General features: G+C 35.0%; 15 protein-coding genes. 8 read left to right on the forward strand and 7 right to left on the reverse strand.

The window, feature by feature from the left end; all coding sequences use genetic code 11:
• Positions 1-192 precede the first annotated feature (192 nt).
• Positions 193-2,133, reverse strand: coding sequence for a molecular chaperone DnaK (gene dnaK, locus CLV33_RS16355; protein WP_262497093.1), 1,941 nt, complete (start codon positions 2,131-2,133; stop codon positions 193-195).
• 344 nt (positions 2,134-2,477) lie between these two features.
• Here dnaK and CLV33_RS16360 point away from each other — a divergent pair, with 344 nt between their 5' ends.
• The 7 genes from CLV33_RS16360 (at position 2,478) to CLV33_RS16390 (ending at position 11,412) form a co-directional block, all read left to right on the forward strand.
• Complete coding sequence (locus CLV33_RS16360) at positions 2,478-3,899, forward strand: L-serine ammonia-lyase (protein ID WP_105474819.1); 1,422 nt, start codon at positions 2,478-2,480, stop codon at positions 3,897-3,899.
• A gap of 202 nt (positions 3,900-4,101) precedes the next feature.
• Positions 4,102-5,907: a DUF1800 domain-containing protein gene (locus CLV33_RS16365; RefSeq protein WP_170064034.1), complete on the forward strand. Its 1,806-nt coding sequence runs from the start codon at positions 4,102-4,104 to the stop codon at positions 5,905-5,907.
• 5 nt (positions 5,908-5,912) lie between these two features.
• Entirely contained in the window at positions 5,913-7,328 is a 1,416-nt protein-coding gene (locus tag CLV33_RS16370) for a DUF1501 domain-containing protein (RefSeq protein WP_105474782.1), read from the forward strand.
• Positions 7,325-8,080, forward strand: coding sequence for a T9SS type A sorting domain-containing protein (locus CLV33_RS16375; RefSeq protein WP_105474783.1), 756 nt, complete (start codon positions 7,325-7,327; stop codon positions 8,078-8,080). Before CLV33_RS16370 ends, CLV33_RS16375 begins: the two co-directional genes overlap by 4 nt.
• Before the next feature lie 256 nt (positions 8,081-8,336).
• The gene (gene panB, locus CLV33_RS16380; protein WP_042244630.1) at positions 8,337-9,155 is read left to right on the forward strand and encodes a 3-methyl-2-oxobutanoate hydroxymethyltransferase; all 819 of its coding nucleotides are present in this window, start codon (positions 8,337-8,339) and stop codon (positions 9,153-9,155) included.
• Positions 9,156-9,316: 161 nt separating this feature from the next.
• Positions 9,317-10,015, forward strand: coding sequence for an RluA family pseudouridine synthase (locus CLV33_RS16385; RefSeq protein WP_394340409.1), 699 nt, complete (start codon positions 9,317-9,319; stop codon positions 10,013-10,015).
• A gap of 17 nt (positions 10,016-10,032) precedes the next feature.
• Positions 10,033-11,412, forward strand: a complete 1,380-nt coding sequence (locus CLV33_RS16390) for an aldehyde dehydrogenase (protein WP_105474785.1) — start codon at positions 10,033-10,035, stop codon at positions 11,410-11,412.
• Positions 11,413-11,415: 3 nt separating this feature from the next.
• Here the strand turns inward: CLV33_RS16390 and CLV33_RS16395 are convergent, their stop codons facing one another.
• The 4 genes from CLV33_RS16395 to CLV33_RS16410 form a co-directional block, all read right to left on the reverse strand.
• Entirely contained in the window at positions 11,416-12,216 is an 801-nt protein-coding gene (locus CLV33_RS16395; protein WP_105474786.1) for a sensor histidine kinase, read from the reverse strand.
• Entirely contained in the window at positions 12,189-12,914 is a 726-nt protein-coding gene (locus tag CLV33_RS16400; RefSeq protein WP_105474787.1) for a hypothetical protein, read from the reverse strand. The genes CLV33_RS16395 and CLV33_RS16400 overlap by 28 nt, the downstream gene beginning before the upstream one ends.
• A 6-nt stretch (positions 12,915-12,920) precedes the next feature.
• Positions 12,921-13,433 (reverse strand): hypothetical protein, encoded by a 513-nt coding sequence (locus tag CLV33_RS16405; RefSeq protein ID WP_052415137.1) that lies wholly within the window; start codon positions 13,431-13,433, stop codon positions 12,921-12,923.
• A 305-nt stretch (positions 13,434-13,738) separates the two neighbouring features.
• The gene (locus tag CLV33_RS16410) at positions 13,739-14,197 is read right to left on the reverse strand and encodes an Lrp/AsnC family transcriptional regulator (RefSeq protein WP_105474788.1); all 459 of its coding nucleotides are present in this window, start codon (positions 14,195-14,197) and stop codon (positions 13,739-13,741) included.
• A gap of 159 nt (positions 14,198-14,356) precedes the next feature.
• Here CLV33_RS16410 and CLV33_RS16415 point away from each other — a divergent pair, with 159 nt between their 5' ends.
• Positions 14,357-15,562 (forward strand): aminotransferase class I/II-fold pyridoxal phosphate-dependent enzyme, encoded by a 1,206-nt coding sequence (locus CLV33_RS16415; protein WP_105474789.1) that lies wholly within the window; start codon positions 14,357-14,359, stop codon positions 15,560-15,562.
• A gap of 3 nt (positions 15,563-15,565) precedes the next feature.
• Here the strand turns inward: CLV33_RS16415 and CLV33_RS16420 are convergent, their stop codons facing one another.
• Positions 15,566-16,588, reverse strand: coding sequence for a metal-dependent hydrolase (locus tag CLV33_RS16420; protein ID WP_105474790.1), 1,023 nt, complete (start codon positions 16,586-16,588; stop codon positions 15,566-15,568).
• A 78-nt stretch (positions 16,589-16,666) separates the two neighbouring features.
• Complete coding sequence (locus CLV33_RS16425; RefSeq protein WP_105474791.1) at positions 16,667-16,891, reverse strand: hypothetical protein; 225 nt, start codon at positions 16,889-16,891, stop codon at positions 16,667-16,669.
• Between the last annotated feature and the right edge of the window lie 87 nt (positions 16,892-16,978).

Consider the following 16,978-nt stretch of genomic DNA (forward strand, 5'->3'; position numbering starts at 1 on the left):
AGGATGATTAGTAGGGACTAAATCATCATAACTTGGTGGCAATAGACTTAGCTGGTCTTGATGGTAGGTCTTAAAAACTACTTTTTTGCTCATCCTTAAAGTTAAAAACTAACTCTATCAATCGCAAAAAAAAAGCTGCCTTTTCAGACAGCCTCTTTAAAACCTCTACTTTTGGCCTTCCGACTTAAAGTGTTATTTCACTTCTTCAAAATCTACGTCCTCAACATCGCTGCCTTCATTGGAGTCTCCACCACCTGCATTTGCATCAGGTCCTGGTTGAGCACTACCTCCAGCTTGTTGCGCTTCGGCTTGTGCTTTGTACATTTCTTCAGACGCTACTTTCCAAGCTTCGTTTATTTTCTCTAAAGCAGGCTCAATTTGTGCCAAATCTTTAGATTCATAAGCTTTCTTCAACTCTTCTAAAGCGTCTTCAATTGGCTTCTTCTTATCATCAGATAATTTATCACCAAACTCTTCCAATTGCTTTTCCGTTTGGAAAATCATTGAATCTGCTTCATTTAATTTCTGAGCTGTTTCAGCTGCAGCTTTATCTGCTTCCGCATTCGCTTCAGCATCTGCTTTCATTTTCTGGATTTCCTCCTCTGTTAATCCAGAAGACGCTTCAATTCTTATATCTTGTTTCTTTCCAGTAGCTTTATCTTCCGCAGATACCTTAATGATACCATTGGCGTCAATATCAAACGTTACTTCAATTTGCGGTGTACCACGTCTTGCTGGTGGAATACCATCTAAATGGAAACGTCCGATAGTCTTATTATCTGCAGCCATTGCTCTTTCACCTTGCAATACGTGAATCTCCACAGAAGGCTGATTATCTGCTGCTGTTGAGAATACTTGCGATTTCTTAGTAGGAATGGTAGTATTAGCCTCAATTAACTTAGTAAATACATTACCCATAGTTTCAATACCAAGAGATAATGGCGTTACATCTAAAAGCAATACATCTTTTACATCACCAGTTAATACACCACCTTGAATACCAGCACCTAGAGATACAACTTCATCTGGGTTTACACCTTTACTTGGGGCTTTACCAAAGAATTTCTCAACCGCTGCCTGTACCGCAGGAATACGTGTAGAACCACCTACAAGAATTACTTCATCAATATCACTCTTACTTAATCCAGCTGCTTTTAAAGCAGATTCACATGGCTCAATAGTGCGTTTTACTAAATCGTCTATTAATTGCTCGAATTTAGAACGTGTTAACGTGCGTACTAAGTGCTTAGGTCCGCTTGCAGTTGCTGTAATGTAAGGTAAGTTAATTTCTGTTTGAGAAGAAGAAGATAACTCAATTTTAGCCTTTTCAGCAGCCTCTTTTAAACGCTGTAAAGACATTGGGTCTTGTCTCAAGTCCATAGACTCTTCTGCCTTAAACTCATCTGCCAACCAATTAATGATTTTCTCATCAACATCATCACCACCTAAGTGTGTATCACCATCTGTAGATAATACTTCAAATACGCCATCTCCCAATTCAAGAATAGAAACATCGTGTGTACCACCACCAAAGTCGAATACCACAATTTTCTGATCTTTACCTTTTTTATCTAAACCATAAGCCAATGCTGCTGCTGTAGGCTCGTTAATGATACGCTCTACTTTTAATCCAGCAATTTCACCAGCTTCTTTAGTTGCTTGACGTTGCGAATCGTTAAAGTAAGCAGGTACTGTAATTACCGCTCTACTTACATCTTGTCCTAAATAATCTTCGGCAGTTTTCTTCATTTTTTGAAGAATCATAGCCGAAAGTTCTTGTGGCGTGTACAATCTACCATCAATATCTACTCTTGGTGTGTCATTGTCACCTTTTACCACTTTATAAGGTACACGTTCTGCCTCTTTTTTAGATTCAGAATATTTATTCCCCATAAAACGCTTAATAGAATAAACCGTTTTAGTAGGGTTTGTTACCGCTTGTCGTTTTGCAGGATCACCAACTTTTATTTCTCCGCCTTCCACAAATGCAATTACCGATGGCGTGGTACGCTTACCTTCTGCATTTGGGATTACAACAGGATCGTTACCCTCCATTACCGAAACGCAAGAGTTGGTTGTTCCTAAATCGATTCCAATAATTTTACTCATAATATGTTTTTTATTGTGTTGAATGTTCGTTTTATAAATCGTTTAAAGACAGTCAATCATTATGCCAAGGCAAAAAGTGTGACATACTGTCATATTCTCAATCTGCAGTATACCACAGTTGTATAAAATAATACAACTATAATCACTATGTATTTGGGCGCAACCACAAGGGTCGGGCTTTACGCTAATAGTTTTGGCTTCCCGCATTGGCGGGACCAAAAGCTGCCGCTGCAATCCCTTGCGCGGGTTTGTGTGCTAAAGCTCGTCATCAAACTTATTTATTTTACCTTCAAAATACTTTGCTCCTTTTTGGTTTTGCGAGCGCAAAAAAACAATCTATATTTGCTAACTATAACGTTTGCGTAACTATGGAATGTATCTCTGTTTTCGACATGCTAAAAATTGGCATTGGCCCCTCAAGTTCTCATACACTTGGTCCATGGCGTGCTGCCGAACGGTGGATAAGCGAGCTTAAAACGTCGCAAAAGTTCCAAAACGTACAAGCTATCACTGTTAACCTCTACGGTTCATTGTCTCTTACTGGAAAAGGACATGCAACCGACTATGCCATTATGTTAGGACTGAGTGGAAAAGATCCTGAAACCATTCCTACCGTAGATATAGAAAGCACTGTAAAAAACATTAAAGACAACCATACGTTAAATTTTGGAGGTGAATTTCAATTAAAGTTCAATCCAAAAACAGATATTATATTCAATAGAAAATTTTTACCATTCCATGCCAATGGTATGAGTTTTACAGCCGTTATTAACGGTAAAAAGTTAACCTCAAAATTTTACTCTATTGGTGGTGGCTTTGTAGTTAAGGAAGAACGCAAAAACGCTAAAAAGAACTACGAAATAAAATGTACGTTCCCCTATCCTATAGATAAGGGCACAGAATTACTTCAATACTGTAAACAACTTAATAAACCCATTTCTCAAGTAGTTTTAGAGAATGAAAAATCGATACGTACCGAAACCGAAATTAATGCGCAACTACAACGTATTTGGGATACTATGCTAGAGTGCATCTACATAGGTTGCCACACTGAAGGAAATTTACCGGGTGGATTAAACGTAAGGCGTCGTGCTTACGATTTGCATAAAAATTTAAAAGGTAACAAACCTTACAGTAGTCCTGTAGAATGGGTTTATGCTATACGAGATACAGAAGTAAAATTTCGGCAAATCCTTAAATGGGTAAGTTGTTTTGCCTTGGCCGTAAACGAAGTTAATGCATCATTAGGTCGCGTAGTTACAGCACCAACAAACGGAAGTGCAGGCGTAATTCCCGCCGTGTTAATGTATTATTTGGTAATAGAAAACCACGATGGTAATTTCGAGGATATTAAACGCTTTTTACTGGTTGCAGGAGAAATAGGCAGTATTTTTAAAAAAGGTGCTACAATTAGTGCTGCAATGGGTGGTTGTCAAGCAGAAATTGGCGTATCTTCTGCAATGGCCGCTGGAGCACTAACCGAATTACTTGGCGGTACGCCAGAGCAAGTTCTGGTAGCTGCTGAGATTGCCATGGAACACCATTTGGGTTTAACTTGCGATCCTATTGGTGGTTTAGTGCAAATACCTTGTATTGAGCGCAATGCTATGGGCGCCATAAAGGCCATAAATGCAGCAGAATTGGCTCTAGATACCTCTCCCGAAAATGTAAAAGTACCTTTGGATAAAGTTGTGAATACCATGTGGGAAACCGCAAAAGACATGAATACAAAATACAAAGAAACCTCGGAAGGTGGTTTAGCTATTGGTGTTCACCTATCAGACTGTTAAGTATTATACCAAATCTTATGATTCACAATCACTTACTTAATTTATCGTTTTAATTCTTAATTATACATTAGAAATTCCGATTAAATGAATCAAAAATATGCAATTCATCGAAAATATAATTCTTTAATCGGTTAATTACTTATATTTGAACGAATTAAGACTTAAAAAACTTACATTCCTAAACATGTTCAACCTAAAAACTATGAAAAAACATCTACTTTTTGTGCTTGTTTGTTTCTCAATTGGTATTTCTGCTCAGAATTACAGAGATTATTTAGGTGCAGGCCACAGTAAAGGTATTACGGTAACATCTAGCAGCCAACAAACAAAAACAAATTGGAGAGAAAGTGCCGATGCCGTAAATACAATAAATGGTAATGGTTTAGATGGCAGACTTTTAGAAACCTCAAGATTTTTAGCACAAGCCACTTTTGGTACAAATTTAGATTATATAAAAAACGTTTCAGAAATGCCTTTTGAAGACTGGATTGATAATCAATTCGGTATAGAATCTACACCACTTCAACAATTAACTCAAGATATTTTTTCAGAAGCACGCCAAATACATATCTCGAACGGTGGCAATGCTGAAGATTTTGACACCCCAAATTGGCAATACTTTATGTATGCATGGTGGCAAAGCAATATTAACAACGAAGATTTACTGCGCCAAAGAATCGCTCTGGCATTAAGTGAAATTTTAGTAGTTTCTAGAGATTCCAACTTATCTGGTTACGGGCTTGGTTTAGCAGATTATTATGATGTACTAAAAGATAACGCTTTTGGTAATTTTAAAGACCTTCTAAAAGACATAACGCTCCACCCAATGATGGGCGTATATTTAAGTCATTATAACAACCCAAAAAGTATACCTGATAGAAATATACATCCCGATGAAAACTTTGCACGCGAAATCATGCAACTGTTTACAATAGGTTTGTATGAACTAAACCAAGATGGCACCTATGTTATAGATGGACAAGGCAACCGTATACCAACCTATAATAATGACGATATTAAGGAATTTGCAAAAATTTTCACAGGTTTGGGCCCCGCAGAAGTAGAGGATTTTTCAAATAAAACACCAAAATTTGGATTAGGGCACTACCATGCCCGAAAGGATGTACCTATGATGATGTATGATGAGTGGCATGAACCAGGACCTAAGTATTTGTTAAATGGTTACACCGTACCTAGTGGACAATCGGGAATGCAAGATGTAGATGCTGCCATCAACCATTTATTTAACCACCAAAATACAGCACCTTTTATTTCAATACGCTTAATTCAGCAATTGGTAAAATCTAATCCTTCGCCTGCTTATGTATCTCGCGTTAGTGCTGCGTTTAATAATACCAAAGGCGTAAGAGGCGACATGAAAGCTGTAATTAAAGCTATTTTATTAGATGAAGAGGCCCGAAGCTGTAGTTGGGCAGAAAACCCAACGAGTGGTAAAATGATTGAACCTATGATGCGCTATTTTAATGTAGTTCGCCAAATAGATTTAGATGATAACGATGGAAGATTTTGGAATAACGGTCAGCATTTTTACAGAGACACTGGTCAAGCACCGCTATCGGCTCCTAGTGTATTTAATTTTTTCCTACCAGAATATGTGCCTAACAGTGCATTTGCGAACGCTAAACTAGTAGCACCAGAATTTCAAATTCATAATTCAGCTACAAGTATTAACTACCTCAATCAGGTTGATGCTTGGACAAATCCGCGTTGGTACGAGGTTTTAAGAACTTGGGGATTAGAACTAGAAGGCACAACATTAAATTTTGAAGCCTTAACTTACTACGCAAAAGACAGTGAGGTTTTAGTAAATCAGCTAGACAAACTATTTACTCGTGGGCAACTTTCAAACGATACTAAACAAACTATAGTAAAAGCTGTTGAAGGTATAACGAGAGGTTGGGGCGACGATGTAACCCAAGCAGATTTAAGAGTTAAAATGGCATTATATCTTATTATGATTAGTCCAGATTACGTCATCCTTAAATAAAACCTATGACAAAGAAAAAAAACACGATATCTAGACGAAAATTTATTGGAGACTCCTGTGCTGCATTAGGTTATACTACCCTTTTTTCGTCTTTAATAAACCTAAAAGCTATGGCGGCAGCTGCCATGGATAATTCAGCAATCATCCCATATGGCGGCGATTATAAAGCTTTAGTTTGTTTATTGCTAAGTGGTGGAAACGATTCATTTAACATGTTAATTCCAAAAGGCAATACAGAATATAACGAATACGCTACTACACGCTCTAATTTAGCAATTCCCAAAAACGATATTTTACAAATAAACCCGAATACGTCTGATGGTAGAGTTTTTGGATTGCATCCTGAACTTACAGATATGCGTAAAATGTTTGAAAGTGGCAATTTAGCGTTTCTATCAAACGTAGGAACATTAATAGAACCTTCAACAAAAAGCGATATTAAAAACAATGTAGTTAAAACACCTTTGGGCTTGTTTTCGCATTCAGACCAAGTACAACAGTGGCAAACGGGCAATCCTGGGGAACGCTCAAATATTGGTTGGGGCGGAAAAATTGCAGATTTAGTACAATCAATGAATTCCAACAACGCTATCTCCATGAATATTTCCCTACGTGGTTCAAATATTTTTCAACGTGGAGACCAAATTACCCCATACACCATTAAAAACTCTGGTAGTGTTGGCATTAGCGGTTATGGTGGCAATGGTTTTTTTAACGAACTAAAAACCGAGGCGTTAAATTCTATGCTGGAAAAAGACTATCAAGACATTTATAAAAACACTTACAAAAACACCGTAAAAGCATCCAATGATGCCAATTTAGCATTTCAAGAAGCTGTAGATGGTGTTCAAGAGTTTATTACGCCACTTCCAGAAGAAAACAATTTGGCAGAACAATTGCACATGGTAGCTAAAACCATTGGTGCTAGAGATACCCTAGGCTTTTCAAGACAAATTTTCTTCGTAGAAATTGGAGGGTTTGATAATCATGACGAACTATTAATAAATCACGGTAGCAATTTAAAGGAAGTTAATGACGCTTTAAATTATTTTAATAGCCTGTTATTTGAACTAAATATGAATGATTGCGTTACTACCTTCAGCGTATCAGATTTTTCAAGAACATTAACCTCTAACGGCAACGGAACAGACCATGCTTGGGGCGGAAATGCCTTTATGATGGGTGGAGCAGTTAACGGGAGAGAAATTTATGGCAACTACCCTACTCTTGCCCTAGGTAGTGATTTAGATTTAAGAAGTGGTGTAATAATACCTACCACAGCTGCCGATTTATATATGGCTGAATTGGCACTCTGGTTTGGCGTTGCCCCTTCAGATTTAAATACCATTTTACCAAACCTATCCAATTTTTACGACACAAATAGCGGTACACCTCCATTAGGTTTTATGAATATATCATGATGAAACGTTTTAACATATACATAACGGTATTTTTAATTTCTGGTTTGCAAATGCTACAAGCACAATGCTATCCAGATAGGCATAGTACCAATTGGTTTGATGGTTGGATATCTTGCGAACCATCGCAAAATCCTATTTCATCTTATGGGGAAACCCATTGGATTATGTACGATTTAGGATATGATTACGTACTTAACGAAACTAAATTTTGGAACACAAATACGCCAAAACAGTTAAATTATGGAATTAATGAATTCACTATAGATTACTCCCTAGATGGAGTTACTTGGGATAACTTGGGTAAATTTAACATAGAACAAGCTACAGGAACTTCAACCTATGAAGGTGTAGAAGGACCAGATTTTAATGCAACCAAAGCAAGATATGTGCTTATAACACCTACATCAAATTTTGGAGGAGACTGTTATGGCTTAAGCGAATTAAAAATCTCCATAACAGATCCGTTTCTTGTAGTTAATGAAGAAGACGGCTATAACGCATCGGTATATCCAAACCCTTTTATAGATAGCATAGCATTAAGAATAGTAAGCTTATCACAAAACGAGCCTTTACATTTTGTACTATACGATATTATGGGGCGCGCTATTACTAACGGTAACATCACCATTTCAGAAGATAACCAAAATTACCCACTACCAATTAATGGGCACAATTTATCTGTTGGTATTTATATTTTAAAAACCAACCAAAACGGTAAGGAAAAATCTTTTAAAATTATAAAAAGGAAGTAGTTTTTTGGCACCGTCCCTTGATCGCTCAAGCTACCCAAGCCTGCATAGAGACTTCCGCCATACTTGCATACCAGATGCAAGCAGGCAGGTCTATTTTTCAAACTTCAAAAAAAAGGTACTACTTCAAACCATTGCCCACTAGCTCGCAGCAACATTTCATTTTATCCAAATAAGGTATCTACAACAACTTCATAAAGAAAATAATTAGGAATACCTTTAATTTACTATTTTTACGGGCGAATAAAATAAATAAGACATGTCTACAGCCAAAAAAGAATACAAGCGCGTTACCGTAAAATCACTCGTTGATATGAAAGCTACGGGCGAAAAAATATCTATGCTAACCGCTTACGATTATACCATGGCTAAAATTGTTGATAGCGCAGGTGTTGATGTTATTTTAGTAGGCGATTCTGCTAGTAATGTTATGGCGGGACATGAAACCACGCTGCCCATTACTTTAGACCAAATGATTTATCATGCATCTTCTGTAGTTCGTGCTATTTACCGCGCGCTTATTGTGGTAGATTTGCCTTTTGGTAGCTACCAAAGCGATCCTAAAGAAGCATTGCGTTCTGCCATTAGAATAATGAAAGAAAGTGGCGCCCATGCTGTAAAACTAGAAGGCGGCAAAGAAATAAAAGAGTCTATAAAACGTATTTTAAATGCCGGTATTCCTGTAATGGGACACTTAGGTTTAACCCCACAATCTATTTATAAATTTGGCACCTATACAGTTCGTGCTAAAGAAGAGCAAGAAGCTGAACGCCTTTTAGAAGATGCTAAAATGCTAGAAAAACTAGGTTGTTTTGCCATAGTTTTAGAAAAAATTCCAGCAAAATTGGCCAAACAAGTCGCTAAAAGCGTTAGCATTCCCATTATTGGTATTGGCGCTGGACCCGATGTTGATGGACAAGTACTGGTACTTCATGATATGATTGGGATGACCCACGAATTTAACCCAAGGTTTTTACGTAGATATTTGAACTTATATGAAGACATGAGCAATGCCATTTCTCAATATGTTGATGATGTAAAAACTCAGGATTTCCCTAATGAGAGTGAGTCTTATTAATTAGTACTATTGCCCTAACAAATATGTGCCAAAAAGTGAAAAAGTAATTGTAATATTCAATTTCATTTTAAAATTTGTGAAAATCAGTAAAATCCGTTTCTAATTTTTAAACCTAAAAGCTCTGTGAAAGCTTAAGTGCATCTTAGTGTAAAATAAAAAAAGTGTCAAAAAAAATACTTTCAAACAAAAACAATCTCCAGGTACTTTACGAAGATAATCACATCATTATTGTGAATAAACGTGCGGGCGATATTGTTCAAGGCGATAAAACAGGAGACACACCCTTAAGCGATGTTGTAAAAGCGTATATTAAAAACAAATACAACAAACCAGGAAACGTTTATTTAGGCACTGTACATCGCTTAGACAGACCAACATCCGGCATTGTAATTTTTGCTAAAACCAGTAAAGTACTACCAAGGCTAAATAAATTATTTTTATCAAAAGCTATTAAAAAAACCTATTGGGCGGTTGTAAAACAACACCCCTTAAAACAGGAAGACACACTTATACATTGGCTTAAAAAAAATCCTAAAAACAATAAATCCTATACACATTCTAAAGAAATTAAGGATAGTAAAAAAGCTATTCTTCATTATAAAACCATAAAAAAACTAGACAATTACATTTTACTTGAAATTCACTTAGAAACGGGCAGGCACCACCAAATACGTACACAATTGGCCAGCATAGGCTGCCCAATTAAAGGCGATTTAAAATATGGTTTCGATAGAAGTAATAAAGATGCAAGCATACATCTTCATGCTAGACATATTGAGTTTACTCACCCTGTAAAAAAAGAACAAATCTCGGTAATTGCACCATTACCAGAAGATGTTATTTGGAATGCATGCCTTTAATTTTTTATCTTTAAGGAATGAAATCAATTCCTGATATTGTACTAGCCCAAAACGCATTTTTCCTATCCCAAAAAACAAAAGATATTCAGTATCGGCTATCGCTATTAAAAGCTTTAAAATCTGAAATTCTAAAGAAAGAACAAGAAATTTTAGATGCGTTAAATACAGACTTCAAAAAATCGGAATTCGAATCTTATATTAGTGAATTTGCACTAGTAATTTCTGAATTGAACTTAGCCATTAAACATATTAAAAACTGGGCAAAACCCAAACGCGTTTCGGCTTCCTTGTTAACCTTTCCATCTAAAGATTATATTTACAAAGAGCCATATGGTACGGTTTTAATTATAGCGCCTTGGAATTATCCGTTTTTATTAGCTTTAGAACCGCTTATCATGGCAATTGCAGCTGGCAACACAGTAGTTTTAAAACCCAGTGAATTAACGCAAAACACATCTAATATACTCACCCAAATTATTAAAAATGTATTTCCAGAACCTGTTGCAGTTTCGGTTGAAGGTGGTGTAGAAACCGCCACCGAACTATTGGCCCAAAAATGGGATTATATATTTTTTACAGGAAGTACCAAAGTTGGTAAAATTGTGGCAGAAGCCGCAGCTAAACACCTTACACCCATTACATTGGAATTGGGCGGAAAATCGCCATGTATAATAGACCATACTAATAATATTGAGCTAGTGGCACGCCGTTTGGTTTGGGGAAAACTGTTTAATGGCGGGCAAACTTGTATTGCACCAGATTATCTTATTGTAAACCCTAACATAAAAGACGAGCTTGTAAATAGCATAATTGAAGAAATTACCAGACGTTATGGTAAACACCCAAAAACGTCTAATGATTTTCCTAGAATTATAGATAAGAAAAATGTTAAAAGACTTAAAGCGCTTTTAAACAATGAAACCATTATTTATGGCGGTGATGTTGATGAAGTTGAGAACTATATAAGTCCTACCCTTGTAGATGCGCCAAAGCTAAATAGTAAGTTAATGCAAGAAGAGATTTTTGGTCCTATACTTCCTGTATTAACATATGAAGATGAAGCCGATATTGAAACTATTATTAGGAATTTAGATAAACCGCTATCGTTTTATATCTTCTCTAAAAACAAACACTTTATAGAAAAAACCATCCAAAAATATAGATTTGGAGGTGGTGTGATAAACGATGTTTTGGTACATTTTGGAAACCCTAAATTACCATTTGGCGGTATAGGCACTAGCGGTATGGGCAATTACCACGGTAAGCATGGTTTTGATGCATTCTCTCATAAAAAATCTATTATGAAACGTGGTACTTGGTTAGATATACCCATGCGATATGCACCCTACAAAAAGAAATTAAATTTACTAAGAAAAGTGTTTAAATATCTTGGATAATTATCAACTTAAAGGATAAAACAATTGTAATAGTACACCTTTATTGGGTTGCGATTTCAACTCTAGATTTGCACCAATAAGTTCAGCCCTACTTTTCATGTTTATAAGTCCAGAACCCTTCTCAATAGTATCCGTATCAAAACCTTTACCATCATCGTTTGCAGATATAATAATTTGATTGGGTTGATAATTTAAAGTAATATTTAAGTTTTTTGCCTCAGAATATTTAACAGAATTAGATAAAAACTCCTGAAGTATTCTAAATACAATAATTTCATGCTTTCGGTCTTTAAAATCTACTTTGTTACCAATAGTTTTAAGTTCAGCAGATGTAAATTTCATACGCCTTAAGCGATCTAGTTCATTGGTGATAGATTTTTCAAAACCAATATTTAAAATCACATCGTTATTTAGCGTTTTAGATAATGCACGTACTTCTTTTAACCCGTTGCTCAGCGCTTCAGTAGTGTCTTTAAACTTATCCTTAACATCGTCTGCTACCTGCATTTTTAAAATACTTAGTTGCATACTTGCAAAGGACAGTAATTGGCCAACGTTATCGTGTAGTTCCCATCCAATATTTTTTAAGGTTTGTTCTTGCGCTTCGGTTTGTACCAAAATCATCTCTTTTTCAAAAGCACGTTGTTGCTCTATTTTTTCAAGAAGTAGCTTGTTTTTCCGTTTTTGAAAAACAATAAAAAATATGATGACGAGCGTCGTTATAATTACCAAAACGGCAATCATATATATCAACATATAGCGTTCTGAAGCGCTACTTACAATTCGTTCTCCGGTTTGCACCATATTAAAGCAAAGGTATAGGTTAAATACATAAATAAATTAGCAAATAAGAAAATTTGAAATCTTAAATCAACAAAAGCCTTATCAAAAACTCCAACACCTATTTCGTATTTATAGTAAACATCATAAAATGTTAACGGTGCAATAATTAGCCACCAAATAAAAATAACTGCACTAATGTAAAAATTAAGCGATTTATAAAACACTAATATTTTTTCACTGAGCAGAATTTCAATAAAATATAAAACGGCACAAAGAAATATTATTAAAGCTCCAAGCAAATCTAAAACAAAAAAGAATTGATTAAAAAAAGCATCCCAATTAAGGGCTATATAAATAAGTGAAAAAGCAAAAAAGCCATAGCTTGCTACCTTAATCATGCGTTTGTGTAATTCTGTTTTTAAAATTTTACGATAATAAAAAGAGAAAAACATTATAGCGCCAATTACCCAATATAAATTAGCCCACCAATGATTTTTTTCAAACTTAGTTCCAATTAAAAAGCTTAAAAATCTATCTGGTTTTACATAGTGCGTATAGTAACATAGCGTATCTGAAATAGCTATGAACCAAAGAAAATAAATAAAATATTTAGCAGCTGTGTTTTTGTATTTTATATAAAAAAACAAACCTGTAACAGCTGCTAAAAACTCTAAAGAGTATGTTATAAGGTGATAATTATCTAATAAAAAATTACTCATTTATAATCAAGGATATTCACCTGTACCTCCACCACCATGGTTTAATGGAGTTATTGGTATAATTCCATCATCTTGAAGTGTTATATTTAGAGCACTGGCCTTAGATAGTTTTTTACTGCCAGTAGGTACAATAAACAAGGTGTTTCTATTTTTAAGTTTGGGATTAGCGTTTTTACCATAATTACCCATATATACGCTTATACCTGTCATTTTAAACCCTAACGAATCTGATGTTGCTTCAGCATAATCTAAATAATTTCTAACCTCACTTAAAGACCAACCAACATTAGTTGTTTTCTTTCTAGAACCTTCAACTTCAAGTGTAGAGTCTATTTCTGTTGCATTGTTTTGTTTCCAGTTTTTAAATAGTTTAGTAGCCTCTGCTACTGAAATGGTGTCCTTTGGCACTTTAATTTTAGTGTCAATAGTATGCATATCTTCCGTTTGCCTAGGGCAGAACAAATACGTTAACACTGCACCGATAATAAATCCTAAGATAATAGGTCCTAATTTTTTCATAATTAATAATATTGGTTAATAATAGCTAGGTCTAAAATAGTAAAAACATTTAATTAGGGGCGGTTTATTTTATTATTTAGATAGGAAACCCAAGCATTTCTACCATACCAACGGTAAATAATCAACATCCATAAATAACGTGCTTTACAGCAACCAAAAGTGTGGATTTGGAGTTTTTATATGTTGTAGCAAATAAAATACCACTTAAAAAAGTTAACATATCGCTTAAAGAAAAAAGTACGATATATTAACTCCTGTGGATAAACCGAAAAAAGACTCTTTAAACTTATATGTTGAGGAATAGATCAAAACCTTATAATATTGGTTTGTTTAACTTCATTAATTACAAACATACTATGTGTACTTCCTATATGATTTATGGTGGTTAATTTTTTTACCATAAACTCTCTAAATGCTTCCATATCCTTTACAATTACTTTTAAAAGGTAGTCGTAATCGCCACTTACATGATAACATTCCAAAACTTCATTTAAACCATTTACTTCCTTTTCAAAACTAACTACAAAATCCTGACTATGCTGCAATAATTTAACATGACAGAATGCCACAAAATTCCTGTCTATTTTCCTTTTATTTATTACAGCAGTATAACTATCAATATACCCCTCTTTTTCAAGCTTTTTAATACGTTCGTATACAGCTGTTACAGAAAGCCCTAAGGCATTAGATAATTCTTTATTGGTCTGCTTGCTATCGTTTTGAAGGCGTTCTAATAATTTTTTATCGGTTTCATCAAAAATCATAATTGAAAAATATTCGCTCTATGGGTTTTCATCTTACAAATTACAAACTTTAAATCTACATTATACAATTTATATAGTTTTATTTTTTACATATACACATAATAGTTGATTTTAATTCTAAATATTACGAAATTTATATCATTATAAAACAATTGTATTATGAGTTTTAAACCCGCAAATAGTATTCAGGATTTACAATATTTTGGCGAATTTGGAGGTGTTAACCCTTCAATTTCAGATTCCTCAACATACACCTTTCTTTCTGCCAAAACCATGTTTGATACCTTTGAAGGAAATGCAGATGGATGTTATTTATACTCGCGCCACTCCTCGCCTTCTAATTTGTATTTAGGAGCGGCTCTGGCTGCCATGGAACATACTGAAACAGCAAATGTTACTGCATCTGGAATGGGTGCCATTACTTCGGTAATGCTGCAATTGTGTAATGCCGGAGACCACATTATTTCTAGTAGAACCATTTATGGCGGCACTTATGCGTTCTTCAAAAATTTTATCCCAAAGTTTAATATTGAAACTTCTTTTGTGGATATTACGAAATTAGACGTTGTGGAGGCTGCTATTACCAAAAACACAAAAGTTATTTACTGTGAATCGGTAAGCAACCCATTATTAGAAGTGGCCGATATTAAAAATTTAGCAAAAATCGCCAAAAAACATGGTTTAAAGCTGGTTGTAGATAATACATTTTCTCCTTTGTCTATTTCGCCAGCTATTTTAGGAGCAGATGTGGTAATTCATAGCTTAACAAAATTTATAAATGGCTCTAGCGATACGGTTGGTGGCGTTGTTTGTGGTTCTCAAGAATTTATAAACGCTTTACGCAATGTAAATGATGGTGCCTGCATGTTGCTTGGTGCCACTATGGATAGTTTACGCGCTTCTTCTATTTTAAAGAATTTACGAACATTACATATTAGAATGCAACAGCACAGTAAAAATGGTATGTTTTTAGCTGAAAAATTTGAAGCAGAAGGACTAAAAACGGTATACCCTGGTTTAAAGTCGCATCCGTCGCATCAATTATTTAAAAATATGATGAATACCGAATATGGTTTTGGAGGTATGCTAACCATAGATGTGGGAAGTTTAAACAAAGCCAATGCGCTTATGGAACTGATGCAACATAAAAATTTGGGGTATTTAGCAGTAAGCTTAGGGTTTTACAAAACGTTATTTTCTGCTCCTGGAACATCTACATCTTCTGAAATACCTGAAGAAGAACAAAAACAAATGGGATTAAGTGACGGACTTATTCGTTTTTCAATAGGATTGGATGCGGATATTGAGCGTACTTACGGTGTAATGCGAAAATGTATGTTAGAGATAGGAGTTTTAAAAGCTTAAAAATCATACACCTTTGATCCGTTCCCAAAGAGATACAAGAACCGCATCAAAACGATCGAACTTGGGCTCGAAAGGCTTCATGTTCAATCGGTTATCGTCTTCATACAATAATAAACTAAATACAGAGCTGTCCGGGTCTTCTGGATCTAAAAGCGGATAGCGCAAATCGTTATACCTGTATTCATTATCGTTTATAGCATAAACACTATAGTAACCATTACTAAACCATGCTAAAGCCTTAATATCGCTATACTCCGAAGGTTGTAGATCTCTCATTTTGGGTATTTCCCTAAAATTTAAAAACCTTTTTTGTGTATCGAACAATGAGTAATCGGCCACATAATATGCTGTTTCTGTTTCAGCAATGGCATACCACAAAATGTTATTAAAAATTGCAGGCTGTGTACTATACCTAAACGCATTAATATTAGCTGCCATTAAAGATTTTTTAAATATAGAATTTACATACAACTTGTTGCCCAGAGTAAATAATAAGTAAACAGAACTAATACCAATACCCAGTTTTAACCATAAACGCCTTTTTTTGGACACACGTTTAAAAAACATTACAACAACCATGCAAATTAAAAATGGCAGCGTATAAGCAGGATCTGCCACTGCAATATTATTAAGTGCTACCCTGTAATTAGTAAAAGGCGCAAACAACTGTGTTCCATAAGGCGTAAATGCATCTAAAATAGGATGCGTAAATAACGACCAAAAGAAAAGCATTATCCAGTCTTTTTGCGTTGTGGTACTTTGTCGTTTTCCAGAATTATATAGTTTATAAACCAACCAACCAAAACCAAAAGCGGCCACAACAGAAAAAAAAATAGAATGCATAAACCCTCGATGAAATAGCATTGCATCAATTTCGTTACCATAAATCCAACTACCTACCAAAACATCTAAGTCTGGAATGGTACCACCAATAGCACCAAACAGAAGTGCTTTATTTCCAATTTTTTTTCCTAGAACCGCTTCTCCACAAGCAGCACCTAAAACAATTTGAGTTAGAGAATCCATATAAGTTAGCTAAGTTAACCAACTTTTTAGTTACGCGATTAACAAAACAGTAAGCTTATGTGATAAAATGTTAAAAAACTAAACTTTTTTTTCTTCAACAACAGTAATGTTTAATTCATTTGGCATTAATAAAGCTTCAATGTCAAAATCAATACTTGTAGATGTTGGCGAACATGTATGGCTATTATCCTTGGCACTCTTAATGTCATTAAAATTAATATGCTTTTTATAAGAAGACGGACTTTCATGCACCAAAAAATAAAGAGCAACAAAGACAAATAAAATTGATAGTGCAAAAATCATAGTAAGGGCATTAGGCCTTTAACATATAAGACCCTAATAATCAAACAAGTCACATCATTTTGAAAGAAATTAATAAAATCGTAACAT

This window comes from Jejuia pallidilutea, assembly GCF_002973595.1.
GTDB classification, from domain to species: domain Bacteria; phylum Bacteroidota; class Bacteroidia; order Flavobacteriales; family Flavobacteriaceae; genus Jejuia; species Jejuia pallidilutea.